The sequence below is a fragment of the Rossellomorea sp. KS-H15a genome (assembly GCF_024195245.1).
Taxonomy (GTDB): domain Bacteria; phylum Bacillota; class Bacilli; order Bacillales; family Bacillaceae_B; genus Rossellomorea; species Rossellomorea vietnamensis.
In genome coordinates this window covers 2,859,786-2,881,995 of record NZ_CP096886.1, presented here as the reverse complement: position 1 = coordinate 2,881,995, position 22,210 = coordinate 2,859,786, and the positions used below count along the sequence as shown (strand labels likewise).

Genomic DNA, 22,210 nt, shown 5'->3' with positions numbered 1-22,210 from the left:
AAAGTGGAATTAAGGATTAATGGACAGCTGGTAACCGTGCCAGACACAGTCACGACGATAGACGATCTTATACACCATTATAAATTGAAGAATCGTACAATCATGGTCGAAAAAAATCACATTATATTACGGGCATACGAGCATGAAAAGGCAACAGTTGAAAATGGAGATACCATTGAATTGGTCCAATTTGTAGGAGGCGGTTGATATGTTGAAAATCGGAAATTATACATTTCATTCGAGATTATTGTTAGGGACAGGGAAGTATCCTGATTTTGATATCCAGAAGGAAGCGGTGGAGGTTTCTGGGGCAGAGATTCTTACGTTCACGGTAAGGAGAATGAATATATTCGAGCCCAATCAACCAAACTTTCTGGAAAAGCTCGACTTGGAGAGCTACTCATTATTACCGAACACGGCTGGCGCAAAAACTGCTGGTGAAGCGGTGCGGCATGCACAGTTAGCCAGGGCATCGGGACTTTGTGACATGATTAAAGTGGAAGTAATCGGTTGTGATAAAACACTATTGCCGGACCCGGTTGAAACCCTGAAAGCAACGGAAGAACTGCTCAAAGAAGGATTTACCGTCCTCCCATATACTTCCGATGATGTGGTTCTTGCGAGAAAATTGGAAGAGTTGGGCGCACATGCCATTATGCCTGGTGCATCCCCGATCGGATCGGGGCAGGGAATTGTGAACCCCATAAACCTCCGTTTCATTATTGAGCAGGCAAAGGTACCGGTCATCGTTGATGCTGGAATCGGTTCTCCTGCTGATGCTGCTTATGCTATGGAACTGGGTGCAGATGCTGTGTTGTTGAACACGGCGGTATCACAGGCGAAAGATCCTGTTAAAATGGCCAATGCCATGAGGCTTGCAATCGAAGGTGGCCGTTTTGGATATGAAGCCGGAAGAATCCCCCGAAAGCCCTATGCTTCAGCGAGCAGCCCGATGGAGGGGATGAGTGTTTGAATAAGGAGAGATATTCAAGACAAATTTTATTTTCACCCATTGGAAGTGAAGGTCAGGAAAGAATAAGGGATAAACATGTACTGGTCATTGGAGCAGGAGCTTTGGGCACGGGGAACGCAGAAGTCCTCGTTCGTGCCGGAATTGGAAAGCTGACGATCGTGGACCGTGATTACGTCGAATGGAGCAATCTGCAACGACAGCAGCTCTACAATGAGGAAGATGCAAAAAGTCGACTACCGAAGGCGATCGCTGCTAAAAAGAGACTGGGGGAAATTAATTCAACAGTTGATATCGAAGCACATATTCTCGATGTCATGCCTGAAGAGTTAGTGAACTTGGCCATGGGTGCAGACCTGATCATCGATGCTACAGATAACTTTGAAACGAGGATGATCATAAATGATGTATCTCAAAAATATTCCATTCCCTGGATCTATGGAGCATGCGTGGGGAGTTATGGCATTTCATTCAGCATTCTCCCCGGTGTCACACCTTGCCTTCACTGTTTAATCGATGAAGTTCCGATAGGGGGCTTGACCTGTGATACAGCAGGAATCATCAGTCCTGCCGTCTCCCAGGTGGTCACCCATCAAACGACCGAGGCACTGAAAATGTTGGTGGAAGATTATGAATCTCTCAGCCATAGGGTCGTCTCTTTCGATTTATGGAAAAATGAACATACGTCTCTTGATGTAAGGAAGTTGAAAAAAGAAGAGTGTCCCTCGTGTGGTGTTCATCGAATGTACCCAAGTCTTCGATATGAGAATCAAACGAAAACGGCAGTCCTATGTGGACGGGATTCCGTGCAAATCCGGCCAGCGTCAAGGCACTCTGTTAATCTCTTGGACATTTCAAAAACACTTGAGAACCAGGGCAAGCAAGTGGAAAGGAATCCTTATTTGATCCGATTCAAGGTCGATTCCCTCCAAATAGTCTTATTTTATGACGGACGGGCGCTTATCCATGGAACGAAAGAAATGAAGGAAGCAAAATCAATTTATCATCGTTATTTTGGTTAACAGAGGAGTGGGACAGATGGTATATAAAGCATTGACGATTGCAGGGTCGGATAGTGGTGGCGGCGCCGGCATTCAGGCGGATCTAAAAACGTTTCAAGAGTGTCATGTCTATGGGATGTCTGCCGTAACAGCCGTGACAGCTCAAAATACAAAAGGGGTGCAGGGTGTATTTCCATCGTCGGCATCAGAAGTCTTGGAACAATTGACTTCCATTAATGAAGATTTGCCGCCCCAAGCCGTAAAAACCGGAATGTTGGTGAATGAAGAGATCATTGCTTCTGTTGCGGATTTCGCCAGCTCCTCCGGATGGGAGAAGCTTATAGTGGATCCTGTGATGATTGCCAAAGGGGGAGCTTCTTTATTAGGAGAAAAATCCATTGAAGCGTTGATCAATCGTCTGATCCCGGTTGCTTACGTCATCACACCCAATATCCCTGAAGCAGAAGCTTTAACGGGAAGAGAGATACGGGATGTTGGTGTTTGCCGGAAAGCTGCTGAGGATCTATACGGGATGGGGGCCAAACATGTGATCATTAAAGGCGGTCACCAATCACAGTCTCAATCATCTTATGCGACTGACATTCTTTATGACGGGAAAGAATTCTTTGAGTTTACAAGTCCAAGAATTTCTACACCCCATACGCATGGAACGGGCTGTACGTTCTCTGCGGTCATCACGGCAGAATTGGCAAAAGGGAACACGGTCTTTGATTCAGTCCATACTGCCAAGGGATTTATTACAGCTGCCATCTCACATTCACTCGGGATCGGGAGTGGACATGGGCCAACGAATCATTGGGCCTATCATGAAGGAGTCAAACTATGAATCTTAGAGACTCCTTAAAGCTATATTTCGTGATGGGCAGTCAAAATTGTGAAAGATCTCCTGTCGATGTTTTGGAAGAAGCACTCTCGGGCGGGGTTACCATGTTTCAATTTCGGGAAAAGGGGACTCGTTGTCTGGAGGGAAAGCCCATGATGGAACTGGCTCTTGAACTCCAGCATGTATGTCAAAAGTACAGGGTTCCCTTTATTATCAATGATGATGTGGAGTTGGCTTTGACAATGGGTGCAGATGGTGTACATATAGGACAGGAGGACGAATCATTCGGAGTGGTCCGAAAGAAGTTGGGTGATAAAATACTTGGTATTTCCGCTCATAATGTTAGGGAAGCACAACTCGCTTTAGAATCGGGAGCGGATTATCTGGGTGTGGGTCCCATGTTTCAAACTACAACTAAGAATGATTGCAGACCCGTCCAAGGACCAAAGGTGATTGAATCTATGAGAAAAACGGGGATCCGTCTCCCCGTGGTCGGAATTGGAGGCATCCATTCGGGAAATGTCCATAAAGTAATGGAAGCAGGATCCGATGGTGTGGCTGTCATCTCGGCGATTTCAAAACATCCGGAGCGTACCCATACTCTCTTTCAAGGGGTTCAGGATAGTTTGTTAAAATCCTTGTAGAAAATCACCGGACAAAACAACATATCCTGCCCTCTTCTATCATACGATACAGTAGACCCCGGTCTAACTTGTATCACTATCAACGATAAGAGGGAGGGTTTAGAATGAATGTCTGGTTTGTTTTGTTGAACATTTTGGTGTTTCTTGTTCTCATTGGTGTACTATTTCATATGCAAAGAAAAAATGTTTCGTTTTCAAAACGGGTGTTTGCTGCACTCGGACTGGGAATTGTTTTCGGTCTCGGTTTACAGTGGGTGTATGAAGCAGGGGATGAAAATGTCACCCAATCGATTGAATGGTTCAATATTGTGGGAACGGGTTATATTAAGCTGCTTCAGATGATAGTCATGCCACTCGTATTCGTATCGATCCTTTCAGCCTTTTCAAAATTGAAACGATCTTCCAATCTAGGGAAAATTTCTGTATTGATCATCGGATTGCTTGTCGGTACGACTGCCGTCGCGGCTGCAGTAGGTATTGCGACAACTGCAGCATTCGACCTGGAAGCCATCCAAATTGATCAAGGAAATGCCGAAGCGGCAAGGGGTGTTCAGCTGGAGGAGAGGGCAGCGGCTTTAGAAGGCCAAAGCTATCCTCAAAAAATCCTGGAACTCCTGCCTCAGAATCCTTTCCTTGATTTAACCGGAGAAAGAGCCACGTCGACCATAGCTGTTGTAATTTTTGCAGCCTTCATCGGCATCGCCTATTTAGGGGTTCAGCGAAAGGAACCTGAAGCGGCGGAATTTTTCAAGAAAATCGTGGATTCCATCTATGGTGTCGTCATGAGAATTGTGACCCTGGTATTGAGGCTGACGCCATTCGGTGTGCTGGCCATCATGGCTAAAACAGTCGCACTGAGTGATTTCGATGCCATCATGAAACTGGGTGAATTTGTAGGGGCGTCCTATGTTGCCCTTATTATTATGTTCTTGATCCATTTAGTATTATTGACGCTTACAGGACTGAATCCGGTCACATACGTGAAAAAAGTACTTCCCGTATTGGCTTTTGCCTTTACCTCAAGATCCAGTGCAGGGACGTTGCCCCTTAATATTCAAACCCAGAAAAATAAACTGGGTGTTTCTGAAGGGATCGCCAACTTTTCGGGATCTTTCGGATTATCCATCGGGCAAAACGGATGTGCCGGCGTGTACCCGGCTATGCTTGCCGTCATGATCGCACCTACGGTTGGCATCAATCCCTTTACCCCAACATTTATTTTCACGCTCATTGCCATTGTTGCCATCAGCTCCTTCGGTGTCGCGGGAGTTGGCGGTGGTGCCACATTTGCTGCTATCCTCGTCCTTTCTGCCATGGACCTGCCGGTGGCGTTAGCGGGTCTTTTGATTTCAATCGAACCTTTAATCGACATGGGCCGGACAGCCGTTAATGTGAGTGGTGCGATGACATCTGGAATCATCACGAGTAAGGTAACGGGAGAACTGGATACGGAAACCTATAATAAAGAAATGATCGAAGCTGAAGCTTAAATGGCGGGCCGGCTCATTTTTGGTGAGTCGGCTTTTTTATTGGAAAAGGAAATTTTACATGTTTTTAAGTGTTTATGATTGAAAATTCAGACTATATTATTTACTATAGAAGTAACATACCGACCGGTTAGTATCTTGGTGTGTGAATGACTGTATGAAAGAGGGAGGCAGGAAAATGCATGTAAAGGAATTGTTTGATTTATCCGGTAAGGTGGCACTGGTGACTGGTGGAGGCAGGGGTCTTGGAAAGCAGATTGCAACCTGTTTTGCGGAAGCAGGAGCAAATGTTGTCATCTGTTCAAGAAATGTAGAAGCATGTGATGAAGTCAAAAAGAATTTAGAGGGTATGGGTGTACAAGCACTTTCCTTTCAATGTGATGTCACGGATCCGGAAGACGTCGCGAGGGTTGTGGATGAAAGCCAAAAAGCATTTGGACGAATTGACATCCTGGTGAATAACAGCGGAGCTTCATGGGGGGCTCCTGCAGAAGAAATGCCCCTCGAGGCATGGCATAAAGTCATGAACGTAAATGTGAACGGGACCTTCATTATGTCACAGGCCGTAGGAAAGCTGATGTTAGCACAGAATGAAGGGAAAATCATCAATATCGCGTCTGTAGCGGGTCTTCAAGGAACGGACCCAAGATATATGGATGCCATCGGCTATAGTACAAGTAAAGCAGCAGTCATCAACTTCACCAAGGATCTTGCCGTGAAATGGGGCTCTCGCGGAGTCCATGTTAACGCAATCGCACCAGGCTTCTTTCCGACAAAAATGTCAAAGGGGATCCTCTCTCATGCCGGTGAAGCCATTTTAGAAGGTACGCCGTTAAATCGATTCGGAAGCGAAGATGATTTAAAGGGAGCGGCTCTTTTCCTTGCTTCCCGTGCCTCTGATTTTGTAACAGGTTCGGTCCTTGTGGTGGATGGCGGCTCATCAGCGATGTAAAAAGATTACTTCTAAAAAGGAAGGTTGGATGTCATGGAGTTCTCCTATTCTCCAAAAGTACAAGAATATCAAAATAAACTCTCCCGCTTTATGGAAGAGTTCGTATACCCGAATGAATCCCTTTATGAACAGCAATTAAACAGGCAGGACACCCGATGGAGTTCAGTCCCGCCCATCATGGAAGAATTAAAAGAAGAAGCAAGGAAACAAGGGTTATGGAACTTATTTCTACCAGAAAGTGAATATGGGGCGGGATTAAGTAATGTGGAATATGCACCGCTTTGCGAAATCATGGGCAGGTCTTTGATCGGTCCGGAAGTATTCAACTGCAACGCTCCCGATACCGGTAATATGGAAGTGTTGGAGCGGTATGGAACCCCTGCCCAAAAGGAGCGATACCTGATCCCCCTCCTGAATGGTGAGATCCGCTCCTGTTTCTCGATGACGGAGCCGGAAGTCGCTTCATCCGATGCCACAAATATCAAGGCAAGCATCGTTCGGGATGGGGATGAATACGTCATCAATGCCAGGAAATGGTGGTCTTCCGGCGCTGGGGATCCCCGGTGCACTTTCTCCATCTTAATGGGGAAAACAGACCCTGATGCAAGACGACATGAGCAGCAATCGATGATCATCGTCCCATTGGACGCGGAGGGTGTGAAAATCGAACGGATGCTTCCGGTCTTTGGATACGATCATGCTCCTCATGGTCATGGAGAAATCACCTTTACCGATGTGCGGGTGCCCCTGGAAAATATGATCTGGGCGGAAGGGAAAGGTTTTGCCATTGCTCAAGGGCGATTAGGACCAGGCAGGATCCATCATTGCATGCGTTTGATCGGTGCAGCGGAAAGGGCGCTTGAAGAATTATGTAAGCGTGTTCAAAACAGGGAAGCATTCGGAAAGACGCTCTCAAGTCAGGGGGTCGTGATGGAATGGATCGCTGATTCACGTATTGAAATCGAGCAGGCTCGCCTTCTGACCATGAAAGCTGCTTATATGATGGACACCGTAGGGAATAAATTGGCCAAACAGGAAATCGCGATGATCAAGGTAGTGGCCCCTTCCATGGCGTTACGGGTGTTAGACCGGGCCATTCAGGCATTTGGGGCGGCCGGGGTATCAGGTGATCATTCGATGGCGGCACAGTGGGCGAACGCCCGTACATTACGACTTGCCGACGGACCTGATGAAGTACACCGTGCCCAACTCGCAAAATTAGAACTGAGAAAATATCAAAAAGCCTCTCCGGTAGAGAGCTAGGAAGAGAGAGTGATTGAATATGAGGCTATCGGGAATGGTTTCGATCATCACTGGAGGAGGCGGTGGAATAGGACGTGCGACCGCTTTAAGATTTTCTGAAGAAGGGGCATCAGTCGTTGTGGCAGATCTGGAGGAATCGAGGGGGGAGGAAACGGTAAGACTCATCAGGGAAAAAAATGGGCAGGCGGTGTATGTAAGGACGAATGTCAGAGACAGTGAAAGCATTCAAGGGCTCGTACATAAAACAGTCGAGCATTTCGGAAGTCTGGATATCCTCGTGAACAATGCCGGAATCGGTCAGTCGGAAGTCAGGAGTGTCGATTTGGAAGAAACGGAATGGGATGATGTCCTTGATACCAACTTAAAGAGCATTTTTCTTGGAATGAAATATTGCGTACCGGAACTGATGAAAAAAGGCGGGGTCATCGTGAATGTTTCAAGTCTTCTGGGTCTGAAGGGGAGAAAATACGTATCAGCTTATAATGCGGCAAAAGGCGGAGTGGTATTGTTGACGCAAAATGCCGCATTGGAGTACGGAAAAGAAGGAATCCGGGTAAATGCTGTAGCTCCAGGTGTCATCGATACAAACATCATTGAAGGGTGGAAACAAGATGAAAGGAAGTGGTCGGTGATTTCTCAATCGAATGCTCTCAGGAGGATTGGAAACCCGGATGAAGTTGCCTCCGCCATCTTGTTCCTGGCATCGGATGAAGCCTCCTTTATCACCGGTTCCACGTTATCTGTTGATGGTGGTGGATTGATCTATTAAGACCGTGCAGTGGCATCAGAATAAAAAAATGAAAGGAATGATTTTGTGACAACTAAATCCTGGCACGTTCATTATCCTGAATCGTTCGATACTGATATACCAGCAATTGATTTCTCAATACCCCATATGCTTCAACAAACCGTATCAAGTTACCCTGAATACCCGTGTATAAGCTTCTATCAAAAGCGCATGACGTATCGTGAACTTCAAGGTGCCGTCACATTGTTTTCCTCGTCCCTCCAGCATATCGGGACGAAGAAAGGAGACCGGGTTGCCATCATGCTCCCTAACTGTCCCCAATATGTCATTTCTTATTATGGGATCCTTACCACTGGCGGAATTGTTACCCAGGTTAATCCAATGTCTGTAGAAAGGGAACTCATTCATTTACTGAATGACTCCGGGGCGGAGACCATCATTGTATTGGACCGCTTTTATCCCATGATTCAATCCATTCAAAAGGAAACCAAGGTGAAAACGATCATTGTCGTCAGCTTCCAAGGAGAGGATCAAGAGACGGATTATACGTTCGGTGAATTTTTGAGGCTTGGGGACGGTGGGGTTTCCCCCATTTCAATAGAGCCGGAAGATGTTGCGGTCCTTCAATACACAGGAGGAACAACCGGCGTGTCCAAGGGTGTGATGCTCACACATAGCAATATCCTTTCAAATGTCATGCAAAGTCAGCGGTTTTTTAAAGAAAGCATTCAAACAGGGGAAGAAAGAAGTCTGAGTGTAATTCCCTTCTTTCATGTATTTGGAATGAATTCATGCATGAATCTTTCCATTTATACAGCAAATGAAATGATCCTGCTGCCACGTTTTGAGCTCTCAGAAGTATTATCAACCATTAAGAGGGAGAAACCCACATTGTTCCCTGGAGTGCCGACCATGTATGTGGCGATTACGAATCATCCTTCTGCAGAAGACTATGGGATTCATTCGATCAAGCTATGTAACAGCGGCAGTGCTCCCATGCCTGTTGAACTCTTAAATCAGTTCGAGAAGAAAACAGGGGCAAAGATATTGGAAGGGTATGGTTTGTCCGAAGCCTCGCCGACGACCCATTGTAATCCCGCCTTTGCAGAAAGAAAGCCTGGAACTGTCGGAATCGGCCTCCCGTCTACAGATTATAAGGTAGTGGATATAGCGACCGGCATGAAGGAAGTACCTCCGGGAGACATTGGAGAGCTGATCATCAAAGGTCCCCAAGTCATGAAGGGGTACTGGAATTTACCTGAAGAAACCGCCAATGCCCTTCGTGACGGATGGCTATACACAGGAGACATTGCCCGGATGGATGATGAAGGGTATGTATCGATAGTGGATCGAAAGAAAGATATGATCATTGCTTCAGGATATAACGTGTATCCCCGGGAAGTGGAAGAAGTCATCTATGAACATCCCTCTGTACAGGAAGCGGTCGTAATCGGGGTCCCTGACTCCTATCGTGGAGAAACCGTGAAAGCCGTGATTGTCCTTAAGGCTGGGGAAAAGGTGTCAGAACAGGAATTGATGGGGTTCTGTCAGGAGAATATGTCTTCATTCAAAGTCCCAAGGATTATTGAATTCCGGGATGAACTTCCAAAGACGAGTGTAGGGAAGATACTAAGAAGGGACCTCCGGGAAAATGTGATATAATTCAGGGGATATTTGCAGATTGAGGGGACTTCATATGAAAGAAAAAATGACAGAGCAAGCAGTACGATTATTTGATCAAAAAGGCTTTACCGTCACGTCCATTCAGGATATCGTTGAATCGATCGGGGTGACAAAAGGAACATTCTACTATTACTTTTCCAGTAAAGAAGAGCTTCTAAAGGAAATTCATATGAGATATATCGATGGCTTATTGTCCAAGCAGGAAAGAATACTGGAAGATGGGAGTAAATCTTTCCGCGAGAAACTTTTTGACATCATTCATCTTTCCATCGTGGACATCAAAGAACAAGGAGCCAGTGCCAAAGTGTTTTTCAGGGAGATAAGACACTTAAGCCATGAAAGTGTGGACCAAATCGAACCCAAGCGGGATATGTACCGATACAATATTGAAAAGCTCTTGAAAGAAGGAAGAAAGTCCGGGGATTTCCGAAACGACTTTGATGTTTCCGTTGTAGCCTTCGGTATACTTGGGATGATGAACTGGAGCTATCAATGGTATAAGCCTGACGGGGCGAAGACGGATGAAGAAATCGCAGGCACGTTTGTCGATATGGTCTTGAAAGGAATTCAAACACAATAGAGGGGAAGCGGTTTTAGCATTTCCTCTTCCTTTAACATACCGACTGGTTAGTATTTATAATGAAAGAAGGCGGATAAATGGATTCTATCACCGTAAGAAGTAGATTCTGCGAAACAGATGCACTGGGGCATATTAACAATACCACTTACTTTGTCTATTTAGAGGAAGCGCGAATTAAATTCTTTCAAACAATCGGATTCGATATGGACGTGAAGGATTGGCAGTTTATCCTGGCTTCCACCAAATGTGATTTCGTATCACAGGGTTATTTTAATCAAGAACTTGTCATCACCACCGATGTTTCCAAAATCGGATCCAAGAGTTTTCAGTTAGACCATGATATCCTGTGTGCGGAGACTCATCAACTGATCGCAAGGGGAAACGCGGTCATTGTATATTTTGACTTTCAGGAACAACGGAGCAAAGCAATCCCTGATCTATTAAAAGCTCAGTTAAACAATCATTTTCGTTCTGAAAAAACTGAATATTCTTGAATCTGGGAGGGGTAACATGGCGGAGCGAATGGAATATGAAACGGTTTCAGTCCGAAAAGGAGAAGAATTAAATAAAAGGAAATTACATGACTTCCTGGTTGAGCATTTTCCTGATCTGCAACAAGAAAAGTTGAGCATTAAACAGTTTTCTGCAGGTCACTCAAATCTAACGTATTTGCTTTCAATGGGAGAATGGGAAGGGGTTTTAAGACGTCCCCCCTTAGGGCCCGTCGCACCGAAGGCACATGATATGAAAAGAGAATTCAGGATCCTTTCAGAGATCCACCCTTTATTCGACGTTACACCAAAACCCTATGTATTCTCTGAAGATGAAGGGATAGTCGGAAGCCCATTCTTCATCATGGAACGAAAAAGGGGGGAAGTATTCGATACATCATTTCCCCCTCATCTGAATGTAACGCCTGAGGTGTGCAAGAAAATCTCGGAAGAAATGGTTTTAAGAATGGTTGAGCTTCATTCCATTGACCATACCAAAACCTCACTACATGAAATCAGTAAACCCGAACACTTTATGGAGAGACAGGTTCACGGGTGGATCAATCGCTATGAACGTGCCAAAACAAGTGAGATTCGTGATGTAAAACATCTCACACAATGGTTGATCAGAAACGTTCCGGAAAATGCTGAGTCCACGATCATTCATTATGACTTTAAATTAAACAATAGTATGTTTTCTGAAGACCTGACATCCATGGTGGGTTTATTCGATTGGGAGATGGCGACCGTCGGAGACCCCCTTGCAGATCTGGGTGTCGCCATGGGGTATTGGATCCAGCAAGATGATCCTGAATTGTTAAAGTACGGTCTCGGGAAGCCTCCAGTGACCATCATGGACGGTTTTTACAGCAGAAGAGAGTTTATTGAAAAATATGCAGAAAAAAGCGGCAGGGACGTAAATCACATTCATTTCTATTTGTCTTTTGCCTACTTTAAGCTGGCGGTTATTGTGCAGCAAATTTATTACCGTTTTAAGATGGGTCAGACAAGTGATGCCCGTTTTTCCGGGTTCGATCGGTTTGCCGAGTCTTTAATTACCCTGGGTAATCAGGCAGCATTTGATTCCAGGGAACAAATATAAGGGGATGAATAGGATGCAATCATTATTAGTCGAAATGAATGACCGGGTGTTGAATGTTACCTTGAATCGACCAGACAGCTTAAACTCATTTGATGAGAATATGCTTACCGGATTGATAGAAGCGGTAGAAGAGGCTGGGCGGAATCAGGAGATCCGGGCAATCGTAATCCGCGGTGCCGGAAGGTCATTCTCTGCTGGTGGCGACGTAAAAACGATGGGAAGTGCCACATCAGCCCAAGTCTATGAACATATCGGAATACTGAATTCATGTATCAAAGCCATCAAAACAATAGAAAAGCCGGTCATTGCCTCCGTCCATGGTTTCGCCGCAGGTGCCGGATTTAATTTAGCATTGGCATGTGATCTAATCATTGCATCGGAAACAAGTCAATTTGCACTGAGCTTTTCCAAAGTAGGGCTCATTTCGGATGGAGGGGGTTCTTATTTTCTCCCACGGTTGATCGGCCCTCATCTTGCAAAGGAGTTCTTTTTTTCCGGAGAACCTGTTTCTGCCAGGAGAATGTATGAATTAGGGGTGATTAACAGGCTGGTGTCCGCTGATCGTCTGGAAGAAAAAACATATGAGCTGGCTTCTACACTCGCTTCGGGTCCAAGCAAAGCCTACGGCATGATGAAAAAAATGATTGATCGTTCATTCACCACTACCCTGGATGAAATACTGGAGCAGGAAAGAATCACTCAAACCCTGATGATTTCAACGGAAGATCATGTAGAAGGAGTTTCAGCGTTTAAAGAAAAAAGGACCCCCTCTTTTTCGGGGAATTAGGAGGAGTATAGATGAAAGCGATCCAATTTAGGGAGTTCGGTGGTCCTGATGTGTTGAAGAATGTGGACATTGATATGCCTTCACCTCGTGGGAGGGAGGTATTGATCAAAGTGCATGCCTCTGCTGTCAATTATGCGGATACGGCCAGGAGAGAAGGTCAATATGTGGTAAAGACCCCCCTTCCTTACATTCCCGGTGCGGAAGTCTCAGGCATCGTAACCGAAGTCGGAGAAGATGTGACCAGGATCAAAAAAGGAGACCGGGTCGTAGCGATGATGGATTCAGGCGGGTATGCAGAATATGCCATGACAGATGAACGATCCATCATCCCCCTTCCATATGGCTTGGATTTTAAAGAAGCGGCTGCAATACCTGTACAGGGACTGAGTGCGTATCATATTTTGAAAACACTTGGGAGACTCGAGCAGGGTGAGACGGTCCTCATTCATGCGGCTGCAGGTGGTGTAGGGCTCTTAGCCGTTCAACTCGCAAAGCGATTCGGTGCAGGTAAAGTGATCGCCACTGCAAGCACCGAGGAGAAGCTTCGCTTAGCAGAAGATATGGGAGCAGATGTACTGGTCAATTATACAGAGGAAGAATGGGAGAAAAAAGTTCTGGATGCTACAAGTGGAAAGGGTGTGCATCTTGCGCTGGAGATGGCAGGTGGTGACGTCTTTTACAAAACATTAAAATGCCTTGCCCACTTCGGGAGAATGATCATCTACGGTGTAGCAAGCGGGGAGCAAAGCAGATTCTATCCCTCTTCCTTAATGGCAAAAAATCAATCGGTCACCGGTTTTTTCCTTCCTCCTCTGATGAGGGACACTGAGTTGACCCAAAAAACCCTTCATGAAATCTTTCATTACGTGGCGAACGGAGATTTAAAGGTCACAGTGGGGCACGTGTTCCCATTGGAAGAAGCGGCAAAGGTCCACTCCCTCATGCAGGGAAGACAGACAGTGGGAAAAGTGATCCTGAAGCCATAATTTTATCTTATTAGGGGGGAATAAAAATGAACTTACGCTTGTCAGATGAACAAAAGATGATCCAAAAGACCATCCGGAAATTTGTAGAGAAAGAATTGATTCCTTTAGAAAATGAAGTGTTGCGAAATGAAAGGGAGGGAAAGCCCAGCCTCTCTCCGGAAAAAAAGAAAGAGCTGCAAATGAAGGCCAAGGATGCAGGTTTCTGGGGAATCAACACTCCCGAGGAATACGGAGGGGCTGATCTCGGTCAAATGATGATGGCCATCGTCTATATGGAAATTTCCAAGACCTTTGTTCCGTTCTCCTTTGGAGGATATGCGGATAACATTCTGTACTACGCCAACGATGAGCAGAAGAAAAACTATTTGATACCGACAATCAATGGAGAAAAGAAATCATGTTTTGCCATGACCGAACCCGGAGCGGGATCTGATACCCGTAATATCCGGACCACAGCCGTGAAAGACGGAAACGAATGGATATTAAATGGTGAGAAAACGTTCATTACCGGTGGAAACGAAGCAGATTTCGTCATGGTCATGGCCGTGACGGATAAAGAAAAACATCGTCGGACAGGTCGGGAAGGAGTCACTTGTTTCATCGCCGATCGAAGCATGGGCTGGAAATCCGAATATATCCATACAATGGGGGAATGGGGCCCGGCAAGTCTTTTCTTTGATGATGTAAGGGTTCCTGAAGAGAATATCCTTGGTGAAATCGATGGCGGCTACAATCTGGGATTGGAGTGGATCGGATTTGCCCGCTGGATTGTTGGGGCCCAGGCGGTGGGAGCAGCAGAAAGACTTCTTCAAATGGCCATCGACTATTCGAAAGAAAGAGAAACATTTGGAAAACCTATCGCGGACCGGCAGGCGATTCAGTGGCAGATTGCGGATTCAGCCGTGGAAATTGAAGCGGCCCGCTGGCTCGTGCTAAATGCAGCATTCACACTCGATCAAGGGGAAGACAATCGTCACGTTGCGTCGATGGCCAAGCTATATGGATCCAATATGGGGAATCGGGTCGTAGATCGCGTCCTCCAGATCCATGGTGGTATGGGCTATACAAGAGAGCTGCCGATCGAACGATGGTACCGGGAGGCAAGGTTATGGCGCATTTATGATGGAACCGATGAAATTCAAAAACTGATCATTTCAAGGAACTTATTAAAAGGTCATGTGAAACTTGGGCAATTTGTATAAACAGAAATGGAGGCAGACGAAATGGGAGAGCGATTCAGAGGAAAAGTGGCTTTAGTTACAGGTGGAAGCAGAGGGATCGGCAGGGCAATTGCCGGATTACTGGCTGAAGAAGGGGCCAAGGTGGCCATCATCGACGTCAATGAGGATGCGTTGAATGAAGCGAGTGAGGTATTTAAACAATATGAATTGTATACAAAAGTGGCAAATGTCGTAGAATCCCGGGAAGTTGAAAATGCTATGAAGGAAGTATATGAATCTTTTGGTTCCCTGGACATTGTGGTGAATAATGCAGGGGTCATCAGGGATAATCTGTTATTCAAAATGACCGAAAACGATTGGGAGACGGTCATGGATGTGCATTTAAAGGGTTCATTCAATGTAGTGAAGGCAGCCCAACAATACATGGTCAAACAAAAGTACGGACGCATCATCAATATTTCATCCACCTCAGCATTGGGAAATCGCGGGCAGGCAAACTACGCAACGGCTAAAGCAGGTCTTCAAGGCTTGACGAAAACCCTTGCCATAGAACTTGGTCCATTCGGAATCACCACGAATGCTGTAGCACCGGGCTTTATTGAAACCGATATGACGAAAGAAACTGCGAAACGGATCGGGATCACTTTCGATCAATTAGTGGAAGCAAGTCTCCAGGGAATCCCTGTTGGAAGAAGCGGGACTCCTGAAGATATTGCAAATGCCGTCGCTTTTTTTGCAGATGAAAAATCTTCATTCGTCAATGGTCAGGTTCTCTACGTTGCTGGAGGGCCGAAAGCCTGAATAAAGAAGAAAGAGGTGAAGAATATGTTTGAATCCTATATCGGAAAGAGGTCTACTTCCACCCGAAATGCAGTGGAAAGAGGAGCGGTTCGGAAATTTGCAGACGCCATTGGCGATCCCCATCCCTTTTATGTGGATGAAGATGCCGGGAAGTCCTCCTCTTATGGGGGGAACATTGCCCCTCCCACCTTTCCGAGAGTATTCGACTATGGTTCGATCGAAGGCTTTCATTTACCGAATGATGGGTTGATTCACGGTGAACAATCCTTTCATTATGAAAGACCTTTGAAGGTAGGGGAAACGATTCAATGTTATACGGAAATAAAAAACTATTATGAACGGGAAGGTACCGGGGGGAAACTGGGATTCCTTGTCATCGAAGATGTCGGGGAAGATTCTCGTGGGGAAAGAATCTTCACTTCCCAGGCGATTGTCATTATTACAGAAGAAGTCAGAAAGAGGTTGAGTAAATGACAATACTACAATCATTCGGAATAGGAGATACACTCCCCCCGGTTGAACTCGCTCCGGTCACGAGGATGGACCTGATCAAATACGCAGGAGCTTCCGGAGACTACAATCCGATACACACCATCGATGATGAAGCCTTGAAGCTGGGTCTTCCAGGAATCATCGCTCATGGAATGTGGACGATGGGCAATGTGTCCAAACTTTTCAGCCCACACTATGAGGAAGGGTTTATCCAGGATTACTCGGTACGATTTAAAGGGATGGTCATGTTACATGATGTGGTGACATTACGGGCAGAATTGACGGACAAACAGGAAAACCTCCTTCATTTTAAGGTTTTAGCCACAAAACAAGCCGGGAAGAACGTAATTGAGGGTAACGTCGCGTTTAGGGTCCTTGAATAGTTGCGCAATGCTTTATGAAAAATTGTCGTAGAACCACCCCCAATCGAATAAACATGTATGGAATGATGTTTGAATAAAATAAGACAAAAGACATAAATCCGATCGAAAAACTCGGGTTGACTTCTGCTGTAATTGTGATATTATTTAGAATATTAAAATGAATAACTCTTATCCAGAGTGGTGGAGGGATCTGGCCCTGCGAAGCCCAGCAACCTACGTATTGTAAGGTGCTAATTCCAGCAAAATGTGAAGTCATTTTGGAAGATAAGGTAACCTTACCTGAACAACTTTCCAAAATGGGAAGTTGTTTTTTTCTGATCTGGATAAGAAGAAAATTGGGGGTATCATGTGAAAAAAGAGAAGAACCAGCATGTACAGTTTGACTTGGTAGCAGAGAAAATCCAGTCCATGCTTGAAACCATGAGCTTTGGTTCAATCACGATTATCGTACAGGATGGAAAAGTCATTCAATTAGAGAAAAATGAGAAAGTCCGAATAAAATAAGCTGACTAGACAAACTAGAGGCGCGTAGCAAAAATATAGGGACTCCTTATATTTTGTTACCGCCTCTTTTTCTTTGGATAAGCGTCAGGGAATGGGGTGTACTATGTTAACGTATCAGACTTGGAAACAGGCATCCATGGAATTTGAAGTGGATCCTGTCTATAAAGGAGCGCTTAACGTCCTGAAATGGACATATGATCATTATGGTGACGAGGTTGTATATGCGTGCAGTTTCGGGATAGAAGGCATTGTGCTTATCGATCTCATATCCAAGGTGAAACCGCAGGCAACCATTGTATTCCTTGATACAGGGGTTCATTTCAAGGAAACGTATGAAATCATCGAGAAAGTGAAGAAGGCGTATCCCGAGTTGACCATCCATATGAAAAAGCCTCAGTTGACCCTCAAGGAGCAGGCAGAGGCATATGGGGATAAGTTATGGGAAACCAAACCAAACCAATGCTGTCAAATTCGGAAGCTTGACCCGTTAAAAGAAACATTATCCAAGGGGCACGCATGGATTTCAGGATTAAGGAGGGAACAATCCCCAACAAGACAACATGTTGAATTCATCAATAAAGATGACAAATTTCAATCCGTTAAAATCTGTCCGCTGATTCACTGGACGTGGAAGGAGATCTGGCGTTATACCCATAAGCATAATCTTTCTTATAACCCCCTTCACGATCAAGGGTATCCGAGCATTGGCTGCTTCCATTGCACCACACCGGCTATTGATGTCAATGATCTTCGCTCCGGAAGATGGAAAGGAAAAGGAAAGACAGAATGCGGTCTCCATTAGATAGGGTGACGGGATTTGCTTGAAATCTCGGCCCTTCTGATCAGCTTGTTCTTCGCCATGAACATTGGTGCCAGCGGAGCGGCAGCGTCAATGGGAGTGGCATATGGTGCAGGCGCAATAAAGAACATCCGGACAGCGCTATGGATATGCGCGGCAGGTGTCCTGAGTGGAGCGGTTCTGGGTGGTGGAGAGGTTGTAAAGACAATCAGTTCTGGGATCATCCCACAGAATCTATTGTCGATAAAGGTCGTTCTCATTATTTTGTTATCCGCAACGATTTCATTGTTTCTTGCGAATGTGATCGGCATTCCGCTATCTACGAGTGAAGTAACGGTTGGCGCGGTTGTAGGAGTCGGGGTAGCTTATCAGGTTCTGTATGTAAAATCACTTATTACGATCATGTCTTTCTGGGTGATCGTCCCTGTCATCGCCTTTTTCGTAACATGGCTTGCAGGATTGGGTTTAGTTCAGCTTGAAAAGCGGGGGTATCATTTTGATAAACAGTGGCTTGCTTATCTGTTGATCATCGCTGGATTCTTTGAAGCTTTCTCAGCAGGCATGAATAATGTTGCCAATGCCGTTGGTCCTTTGGTGGGGGCAGAGCTGATATCACCTTCACGTGGAATCTTGATTGGTGGTGCATTTGTTGCACTGGGAGCTGTTTTACTGGGAAAGAAAGTAGTCGAAACAAACGGCAAGAAAATTACGCAATATTCTAAAGCTGAAGGAATTGTCATTTCCTCAACAGGAGCCTTCCTCGTCATCTTGAGCTCTCTGTATGGATTGCCGATCCCTCTGACTCAGGTTACGTCCTCTTCCATTATTGGTTTGGGTGTATCTAAAAACGGCAAGCACATGCTGCAAAAGAAAATCGTCAAAAAAATCGTCAAAATCTGGGTGGTCTCCCCCTTGATTTCACTCAGTATTTCATACTTTTTGGTCAAATTGTTGATCGATAGTGATCTGTACTCAATTGTTGTACCGATAAGCGTCATTATTGCCACAGTAGGTGCGTTGTCCCTGATGAGGGTCATTCATGAGGAAAGACGGTCTGTCCACGAAGATGGAGGAGGCATTTGATTTTAATCCCGATTAAACAAATATGTTAAGGAGGATATTTTACATGAGTTTACAGCCACACGGAGGAGTACTGGTCCAATCTTATTTACCTGAAAAATCCTATAAGGACATCGTACACGAATTGCCATTGGACGACATCGCATTGAGTGACCTGGAACTGATTGCAATCGGTGCTTACAGTCCCTTAGAAGGATTCTTGTCCAATCGGGATTATCAGACCGTGGTGGAATCATTACGGCTTGAGAGCGGATGTGTATGGAGCATTCCCATCACTTTGCCCATCGATAAGGAGCAGGCTGGTTTTGTACAGATAGGGAAAAGGAGCAGACTGGTCTATAAAGGAGTAACATACGGGGTTATCGACGTAGAGGATATCTACGAACCTGACAAATATAAAGAAGCCCTTCTTGTCTATGGAACGACGGACGGGGAACATCCCGGAGTAAAGAAGCTATTCGAGCGCGGTGATGTGTATGTCGGAGGTAAGATTACACTAGTGAAAAGGCTCTCCAAGCCTTTCAGGGAGTATACCTTCGATCCAGTTGAAACACGTAAAAGGTTCAATGATAAGGGATGGAGAACGATTGTTGGTTTCCAGACAAGAAACCCTGTTCACAGGGCGCATGAATACATTCAGAAAACGGCTTTGGAAACGGTGGATGCCTTATTTTTAAATCCGCTGGTGGGTGAAACGAAAGCGGATGATATTTCTGCTGAAATCCGGATGAAGAGCTATGACGTTCTCCTGAGGAACTATTACCCGAAAGACCGTGTATTTCTCGGCGTCTTTCCTGCTGCTATGAGATATGCAGGGCCTAGAGAAGCCATTTTTCATGCGTTAGTGAGAAAAAATTATGGATGTACTCACTTCATTGTCGGGAGGGATCATGCAGGGGTTGGTGATTATTATGGAACCTATGATGCCCAAAAGATTTTTGATCAGTTTACGGAAGAAGAGATCGGGATTACCCCTCTTCGCTTCGAACATAGCTTCTATTGTGAGAAATGTGAGGGGATGGCGACGACAAAAACCTGTCCCCATGGAAAAGAGCATCACGTCATCCTATCCGGAACAAAAGTAAGGGGAATGCTGAGGAACGGGGAAGTCCCTCCTTCAACATTCAGTCGTCCAGAGGTCATTGATGTATTGATCAAGGGTCTCAAACAAGAATCCAAATAATCGGCCGGGGAGGAAGATAGCTTGAGTGAAAAACAAGAAAACATTGTATGGCATGAATCAACAATCACCAAGCAGCATAGAAGGAAAAAGAATGGTCATCAAAGTTTCATTCTCTGGTTCACAGGATTATCCGCTTCAGGTAAATCGACAGTGGCGAATGCACTTGCTGCCTCCCTTTTTAATCAGGGAAAGCAGGTGTACGTTCTGGATGGAGATAACGTCCGTCATGGATTGAATCAGGATTTGGGCTTTAACGAGGACGACCGTAAAGAAAACATCAGACGGATAGGTGAAGTGTCGAAACTTTTCATTGATAGCGGTCAAATTGTGCTCACCGCGTTTATTTCACCTTTCAGAAAAGACCGGGATCTTGTGAGAAGCCTGGTCGGCCCTGAAGAATTCCTGGAAATATACGTACATTGTTCCCTGGAGGAATGTGAAAAGCGTGATCCAAAAGGGTTATACAAAAAAGCCCGTAAACAGGAGATCACCCATTTCACGGGAATTAGTGCTCCGTATGAAGAACCGGAAAATCCGGAAATCGTCCTGGATACAGAAAGGAACTCAATTGAACAATGTGTAGAGAGTCTTTTGACGGAATTAAAGCAAAAACAATTGATATAAGGAGAGAAAAACATGGCATATAAGAAATCTTGGGAGTCAAATGAAAAGCTGAACAAAACAGAACAATGGAAGCTCGAAAAAGACGGATTGAAGATATTCGAAGATATTCCGCATTATGCCAAAAACGGATTCTCTTCCATCCCCAAAGAGGAATGGGATAAATTCAAGTGGGCTGGCCTTTACTTGCAAAGACCTAAAGAAGACGGATATTTCATGATGAGGGTCAATGTCCCTTCCGGCATCTTATCGTATGATCAGGCAAGGGAGCTTGCTTCCATCTGTAAGGAATACGGCAGGGACGTCTATGATATCACGACCCGTCAGGCCATCCAGTTCCACTGGTTGAAGATTGAACAAATCCCTGATATCTTCAAGCGTCTGGAAAAAGTGGGATTGTCTTCTGCAGGGGCATGTGGGGATATCACACGTAACATCGTCGGAAATCCTCTTGCTGGCATCGATCCGGATGAACTCTTTGACACAAGAGCCGTTGTGAAGGAAGTCTATGACTTTTTCCAGCATAACGAAGACTTTTCGAATTTACCGAGAAAGTATAAAGTAGCGATTTCCGCCAATCTCAATAATGCAGCGAATGCCGAAATCAACTGTGTTTCTTTCCTTCCGGCGAAAAAGCAGATAGACGGGAAAGAGAAGAACGGATTTCACCTGAAGGTCGGAGGTGGTTTGTCTTCGAGACCTCTTCTGGCACAAGAATTGGACGTATTCGTCCTTCCCCATCAGGTGAAAGACGTAACGATTGCCCTTACGACCATTTTTCGCGACTACGGATATCGTGAAAAACGGCATTTAGCCCGTTTGAAATTCTTAATGGCCGACTGGGGGCCTGAGAAGTTCAAGGAAAAACTGCTGGAGTATGTAGAGCTTCTTCCGGCAGGGACAGACGCAGTGAAAGGATGGAACGCTGGATACTTCTACGGGGTCCACCCACAGAAACAGGAAGGACTTAATTACGTGGGGCTGAATGTTCCTGTCGGCAGGCTGAACTCCGATGAAGTGTTCGAGCTTGCAAGGATCTCAAAGAAATATGGAAATGGTGAACTCAGAAACTGTAATTCTCAGAATCTCATCATTCCGAATATCCCCGATGAGCATGTGGATGCTTTGCTTAACGAAAAGATCTTTGACCGGATTTCAACGAGTCCTTTATCTTTCATCGGGTACTCTGTATCGTGCACAGGAATCGAATATTGCAATCTTGCTTTGGTAGAGACAAAGGAGCGGATGAGACAGATCGCCAATGACTTGGATCAGGAATTGACGTTGGATGTCCCAGTGAGAATCCATATGGTGGGTTGCCCCAATTCATGCGGTCAGCGACAAATTGCAGACATCGGTCTCCAGGGAATCAAAATGAGGACGAAAGATAAGAAAATGATCGAAGCCTTTGAAATCTATGTAGGGGGTACCCTTCAGGACGGCGGGAAATTGAATGAAAAGCTGAAAGGGAAAGTGGAAGCCGCCAATCTGTCCGAAGTCGTCAAGCAACTCTTGATTTATTTCAAACAAACAAAGGAACAAGGGGAAACGTTCTTTGACTATATCAACCGAGTCGGTACCACTCCTCTTCAGGAATCGTTGGATCAACTGCTGCAGGAAGCATAAGG

The 22,210-nt window shown here is 45.3% G+C and carries 25 protein-coding genes and 1 riboswitch; all 25 genes read left to right on the top strand.

The window, feature by feature from the left end; all coding sequences use genetic code 11:
* Nucleotides 1-3 precede the first annotated feature (3 nt).
* The 25 genes from thiS (at nucleotide 4) to M1J35_RS14535 (ending at nucleotide 22,208) form a co-directional block, all read left to right on the top strand.
* Nucleotides 4-207 carry a sulfur carrier protein ThiS gene (gene thiS, locus M1J35_RS14655; protein WP_254651580.1) on the top strand — a complete coding sequence of 68 codons (204 nt, stop codon included), beginning with the start codon at nucleotides 4-6 and terminating at the stop codon, nucleotides 205-207.
* 1 nt (nucleotide 208) lies between these two features.
* Nucleotides 209-973, top strand: a complete 765-nt coding sequence (locus tag M1J35_RS14650; protein ID WP_254651579.1) for a thiazole synthase — start codon at nucleotides 209-211, stop codon at nucleotides 971-973.
* Nucleotides 970-1,992, top strand: coding sequence for a thiazole biosynthesis adenylyltransferase ThiF (locus M1J35_RS14645; RefSeq protein WP_254651578.1), 1,023 nt, complete (start codon nucleotides 970-972; stop codon nucleotides 1,990-1,992). Before M1J35_RS14650 ends, M1J35_RS14645 begins: the two co-directional genes overlap by 4 nt.
* Nucleotides 1,993-2,008: 16 nt before the next feature.
* Nucleotides 2,009-2,818, top strand: a complete 810-nt coding sequence (thiD, locus tag M1J35_RS14640) for a bifunctional hydroxymethylpyrimidine kinase/phosphomethylpyrimidine kinase (protein WP_254651577.1) — start codon at nucleotides 2,009-2,011, stop codon at nucleotides 2,816-2,818.
* Nucleotides 2,815-3,459: a thiamine phosphate synthase gene (thiE, locus tag M1J35_RS14635; protein ID WP_254651576.1), complete on the top strand. Its 645-nt coding sequence runs from the start codon at nucleotides 2,815-2,817 to the stop codon at nucleotides 3,457-3,459. The genes thiD and thiE overlap by 4 nt, the downstream gene beginning before the upstream one ends.
* Before the next feature lie 104 nt (nucleotides 3,460-3,563).
* Complete coding sequence (locus M1J35_RS14630; RefSeq protein ID WP_254651575.1) at nucleotides 3,564-4,949, top strand: L-cystine transporter; 1,386 nt, start codon at nucleotides 3,564-3,566, stop codon at nucleotides 4,947-4,949.
* A gap of 175 nt (nucleotides 4,950-5,124) precedes the next feature.
* Nucleotides 5,125-5,898 (top strand): SDR family oxidoreductase, encoded by a 774-nt coding sequence (locus M1J35_RS14625; protein WP_254651574.1) that lies wholly within the window; start codon nucleotides 5,125-5,127, stop codon nucleotides 5,896-5,898.
* A 33-nt stretch (nucleotides 5,899-5,931) separates the two neighbouring features.
* The gene (locus M1J35_RS14620; protein WP_254651573.1) at nucleotides 5,932-7,161 is read left to right on the top strand and encodes an acyl-CoA dehydrogenase family protein; all 1,230 of its coding nucleotides are present in this window, start codon (nucleotides 5,932-5,934) and stop codon (nucleotides 7,159-7,161) included.
* Nucleotides 7,162-7,180: 19 nt separating this feature from the next.
* Nucleotides 7,181-7,930 (top strand): SDR family NAD(P)-dependent oxidoreductase, encoded by a 750-nt coding sequence (locus tag M1J35_RS14615; RefSeq protein ID WP_254653768.1) that lies wholly within the window; start codon nucleotides 7,181-7,183, stop codon nucleotides 7,928-7,930.
* Nucleotides 7,931-7,975: 45 nt separating this feature from the next.
* Complete coding sequence (locus M1J35_RS14610) at nucleotides 7,976-9,571, top strand: long-chain-fatty-acid--CoA ligase (protein WP_254651572.1); 1,596 nt, start codon at nucleotides 7,976-7,978, stop codon at nucleotides 9,569-9,571.
* Nucleotides 9,572-9,605: 34 nt separating this feature from the next.
* Nucleotides 9,606-10,172: a TetR/AcrR family transcriptional regulator gene (locus M1J35_RS14605; protein ID WP_254651571.1), complete on the top strand. Its 567-nt coding sequence runs from the start codon at nucleotides 9,606-9,608 to the stop codon at nucleotides 10,170-10,172.
* A gap of 77 nt (nucleotides 10,173-10,249) precedes the next feature.
* Nucleotides 10,250-10,666, top strand: coding sequence for an acyl-CoA thioesterase (locus tag M1J35_RS14600; protein ID WP_061809223.1), 417 nt, complete (start codon nucleotides 10,250-10,252; stop codon nucleotides 10,664-10,666).
* Nucleotides 10,667-10,682: 16 nt separating this feature from the next.
* The gene (locus M1J35_RS14595) at nucleotides 10,683-11,765 is read left to right on the top strand and encodes a phosphotransferase family protein (protein WP_254651570.1); all 1,083 of its coding nucleotides are present in this window, start codon (nucleotides 10,683-10,685) and stop codon (nucleotides 11,763-11,765) included.
* Between the two features lie 13 nt (nucleotides 11,766-11,778).
* Nucleotides 11,779-12,552, top strand: coding sequence for an enoyl-CoA hydratase/isomerase family protein (locus M1J35_RS14590; protein WP_371928677.1), 774 nt, complete (start codon nucleotides 11,779-11,781; stop codon nucleotides 12,550-12,552).
* 11 nt (nucleotides 12,553-12,563) lie between these two features.
* Nucleotides 12,564-13,538 carry a quinone oxidoreductase family protein gene (locus M1J35_RS14585; protein ID WP_254651569.1) on the top strand — a complete coding sequence of 325 codons (975 nt, stop codon included), beginning with the start codon at nucleotides 12,564-12,566 and terminating at the stop codon, nucleotides 13,536-13,538.
* A 26-nt stretch (nucleotides 13,539-13,564) separates the two neighbouring features.
* Nucleotides 13,565-14,740, top strand: a complete 1,176-nt coding sequence (locus M1J35_RS14580; protein ID WP_061809227.1) for an acyl-CoA dehydrogenase family protein — start codon at nucleotides 13,565-13,567, stop codon at nucleotides 14,738-14,740.
* Nucleotides 14,741-14,761: 21 nt separating this feature from the next.
* A complete protein-coding gene (gene fabG / locus M1J35_RS14575; RefSeq protein ID WP_254651568.1) occupies nucleotides 14,762-15,520 on the top strand; it encodes a 3-oxoacyl-ACP reductase FabG in 759 nt (252 codons plus the stop codon).
* Nucleotides 15,521-15,544: 24 nt separating this feature from the next.
* Complete coding sequence (locus M1J35_RS14570) at nucleotides 15,545-15,994, top strand: MaoC family dehydratase N-terminal domain-containing protein (RefSeq protein ID WP_224519931.1); 450 nt, start codon at nucleotides 15,545-15,547, stop codon at nucleotides 15,992-15,994.
* Nucleotides 15,991-16,395, top strand: a complete 405-nt coding sequence (locus M1J35_RS14565) for a MaoC/PaaZ C-terminal domain-containing protein (protein ID WP_254651567.1) — start codon at nucleotides 15,991-15,993, stop codon at nucleotides 16,393-16,395. Before M1J35_RS14570 ends, M1J35_RS14565 begins: the two co-directional genes overlap by 4 nt.
* Before the next feature lie 165 nt (nucleotides 16,396-16,560).
* Nucleotides 16,561-16,666: riboswitch (SAM riboswitch) on the top strand.
* A 77-nt stretch (nucleotides 16,667-16,743) separates the two neighbouring features.
* Nucleotides 16,744-16,899 (top strand): YezD family protein, encoded by a 156-nt coding sequence (locus M1J35_RS22850; RefSeq protein WP_224519933.1) that lies wholly within the window; start codon nucleotides 16,744-16,746, stop codon nucleotides 16,897-16,899.
* A gap of 103 nt (nucleotides 16,900-17,002) precedes the next feature.
* Entirely contained in the window at nucleotides 17,003-17,701 is a 699-nt protein-coding gene (locus M1J35_RS14555) for a phosphoadenylyl-sulfate reductase (RefSeq protein ID WP_254651566.1), read from the top strand.
* 57 nt (nucleotides 17,702-17,758) lie between these two features.
* On the top strand, nucleotides 17,759-18,781 hold the full coding sequence (locus tag M1J35_RS14550) for a sulfate permease (protein WP_254653767.1): 1,023 nt from the start codon (nucleotides 17,759-17,761) through the stop codon (nucleotides 18,779-18,781).
* Nucleotides 18,782-18,824: 43 nt separating this feature from the next.
* Nucleotides 18,825-19,961, top strand: a complete 1,137-nt coding sequence (sat, locus tag M1J35_RS14545; protein ID WP_224519935.1) for a sulfate adenylyltransferase — start codon at nucleotides 18,825-18,827, stop codon at nucleotides 19,959-19,961.
* 21 nt (nucleotides 19,962-19,982) lie between these two features.
* Nucleotides 19,983-20,585 (top strand): adenylyl-sulfate kinase, encoded by a 603-nt coding sequence (gene cysC, locus M1J35_RS14540; protein ID WP_224519936.1) that lies wholly within the window; start codon nucleotides 19,983-19,985, stop codon nucleotides 20,583-20,585.
* Between the two features lie 12 nt (nucleotides 20,586-20,597).
* Nucleotides 20,598-22,208, top strand: coding sequence for a nitrite/sulfite reductase (locus tag M1J35_RS14535; protein ID WP_224519937.1), 1,611 nt, complete (start codon nucleotides 20,598-20,600; stop codon nucleotides 22,206-22,208).
* Nucleotides 22,209-22,210: the final 2 nt, after the last annotated feature.

Coding starts and splice junctions, on each gene's coding strand:
- M1J35_RS14585 (WP_254651569.1), top strand. CDS start 12,564: ATGAAAGCGATCCAATTTAGGGAGTTCGGTGGTCCTGATGTGTTGAAG.
- M1J35_RS14595 (WP_254651570.1), top strand. CDS start 10,683: ATGGCGGAGCGAATGGAATATGAAACGGTTTCAGTCCGAAAAGGAGAA.
- M1J35_RS14570 (WP_224519931.1), top strand. CDS start 15,545: ATGTTTGAATCCTATATCGGAAAGAGGTCTACTTCCACCCGAAATGCA.
- M1J35_RS14555 (WP_254651566.1), top strand. CDS start 17,003: ATGTTAACGTATCAGACTTGGAAACAGGCATCCATGGAATTTGAAGTG.
- M1J35_RS14600 (WP_061809223.1), top strand. CDS start 10,250: ATGGATTCTATCACCGTAAGAAGTAGATTCTGCGAAACAGATGCACTG.
- M1J35_RS14605 (WP_254651571.1), top strand. CDS start 9,606: ATGAAAGAAAAAATGACAGAGCAAGCAGTACGATTATTTGATCAAAAA.
- M1J35_RS14565 (WP_254651567.1), top strand. CDS start 15,991: ATGACAATACTACAATCATTCGGAATAGGAGATACACTCCCCCCGGTT.
- M1J35_RS14615 (WP_254653768.1), top strand. CDS start 7,181: ATGAGGCTATCGGGAATGGTTTCGATCATCACTGGAGGAGGCGGTGGA.
- M1J35_RS14590 (WP_371928677.1), top strand. CDS start 11,779: ATGCAATCATTATTAGTCGAAATGAATGACCGGGTGTTGAATGTTACC.
- thiE (WP_254651576.1), top strand. CDS start 2,815: ATGAATCTTAGAGACTCCTTAAAGCTATATTTCGTGATGGGCAGTCAA.
- M1J35_RS14535 (WP_224519937.1), top strand. CDS start 20,598: ATGGCATATAAGAAATCTTGGGAGTCAAATGAAAAGCTGAACAAAACA.
- M1J35_RS14550 (WP_254653767.1), top strand. CDS start 17,759: ATGAACATTGGTGCCAGCGGAGCGGCAGCGTCAATGGGAGTGGCATAT.
- M1J35_RS14625 (WP_254651574.1), top strand. CDS start 5,125: ATGCATGTAAAGGAATTGTTTGATTTATCCGGTAAGGTGGCACTGGTG.
- thiD (WP_254651577.1), top strand. CDS start 2,009: ATGGTATATAAAGCATTGACGATTGCAGGGTCGGATAGTGGTGGCGGC.
- M1J35_RS14620 (WP_254651573.1), top strand. CDS start 5,932: ATGGAGTTCTCCTATTCTCCAAAAGTACAAGAATATCAAAATAAACTC.
- M1J35_RS14630 (WP_254651575.1), top strand. CDS start 3,564: ATGAATGTCTGGTTTGTTTTGTTGAACATTTTGGTGTTTCTTGTTCTC.
- M1J35_RS14650 (WP_254651579.1), top strand. CDS start 209: ATGTTGAAAATCGGAAATTATACATTTCATTCGAGATTATTGTTAGGG.
- M1J35_RS14580 (WP_061809227.1), top strand. CDS start 13,565: ATGAACTTACGCTTGTCAGATGAACAAAAGATGATCCAAAAGACCATC.
- fabG (WP_254651568.1), top strand. CDS start 14,762: ATGGGAGAGCGATTCAGAGGAAAAGTGGCTTTAGTTACAGGTGGAAGC.
- sat (WP_224519935.1), top strand. CDS start 18,825: ATGAGTTTACAGCCACACGGAGGAGTACTGGTCCAATCTTATTTACCT.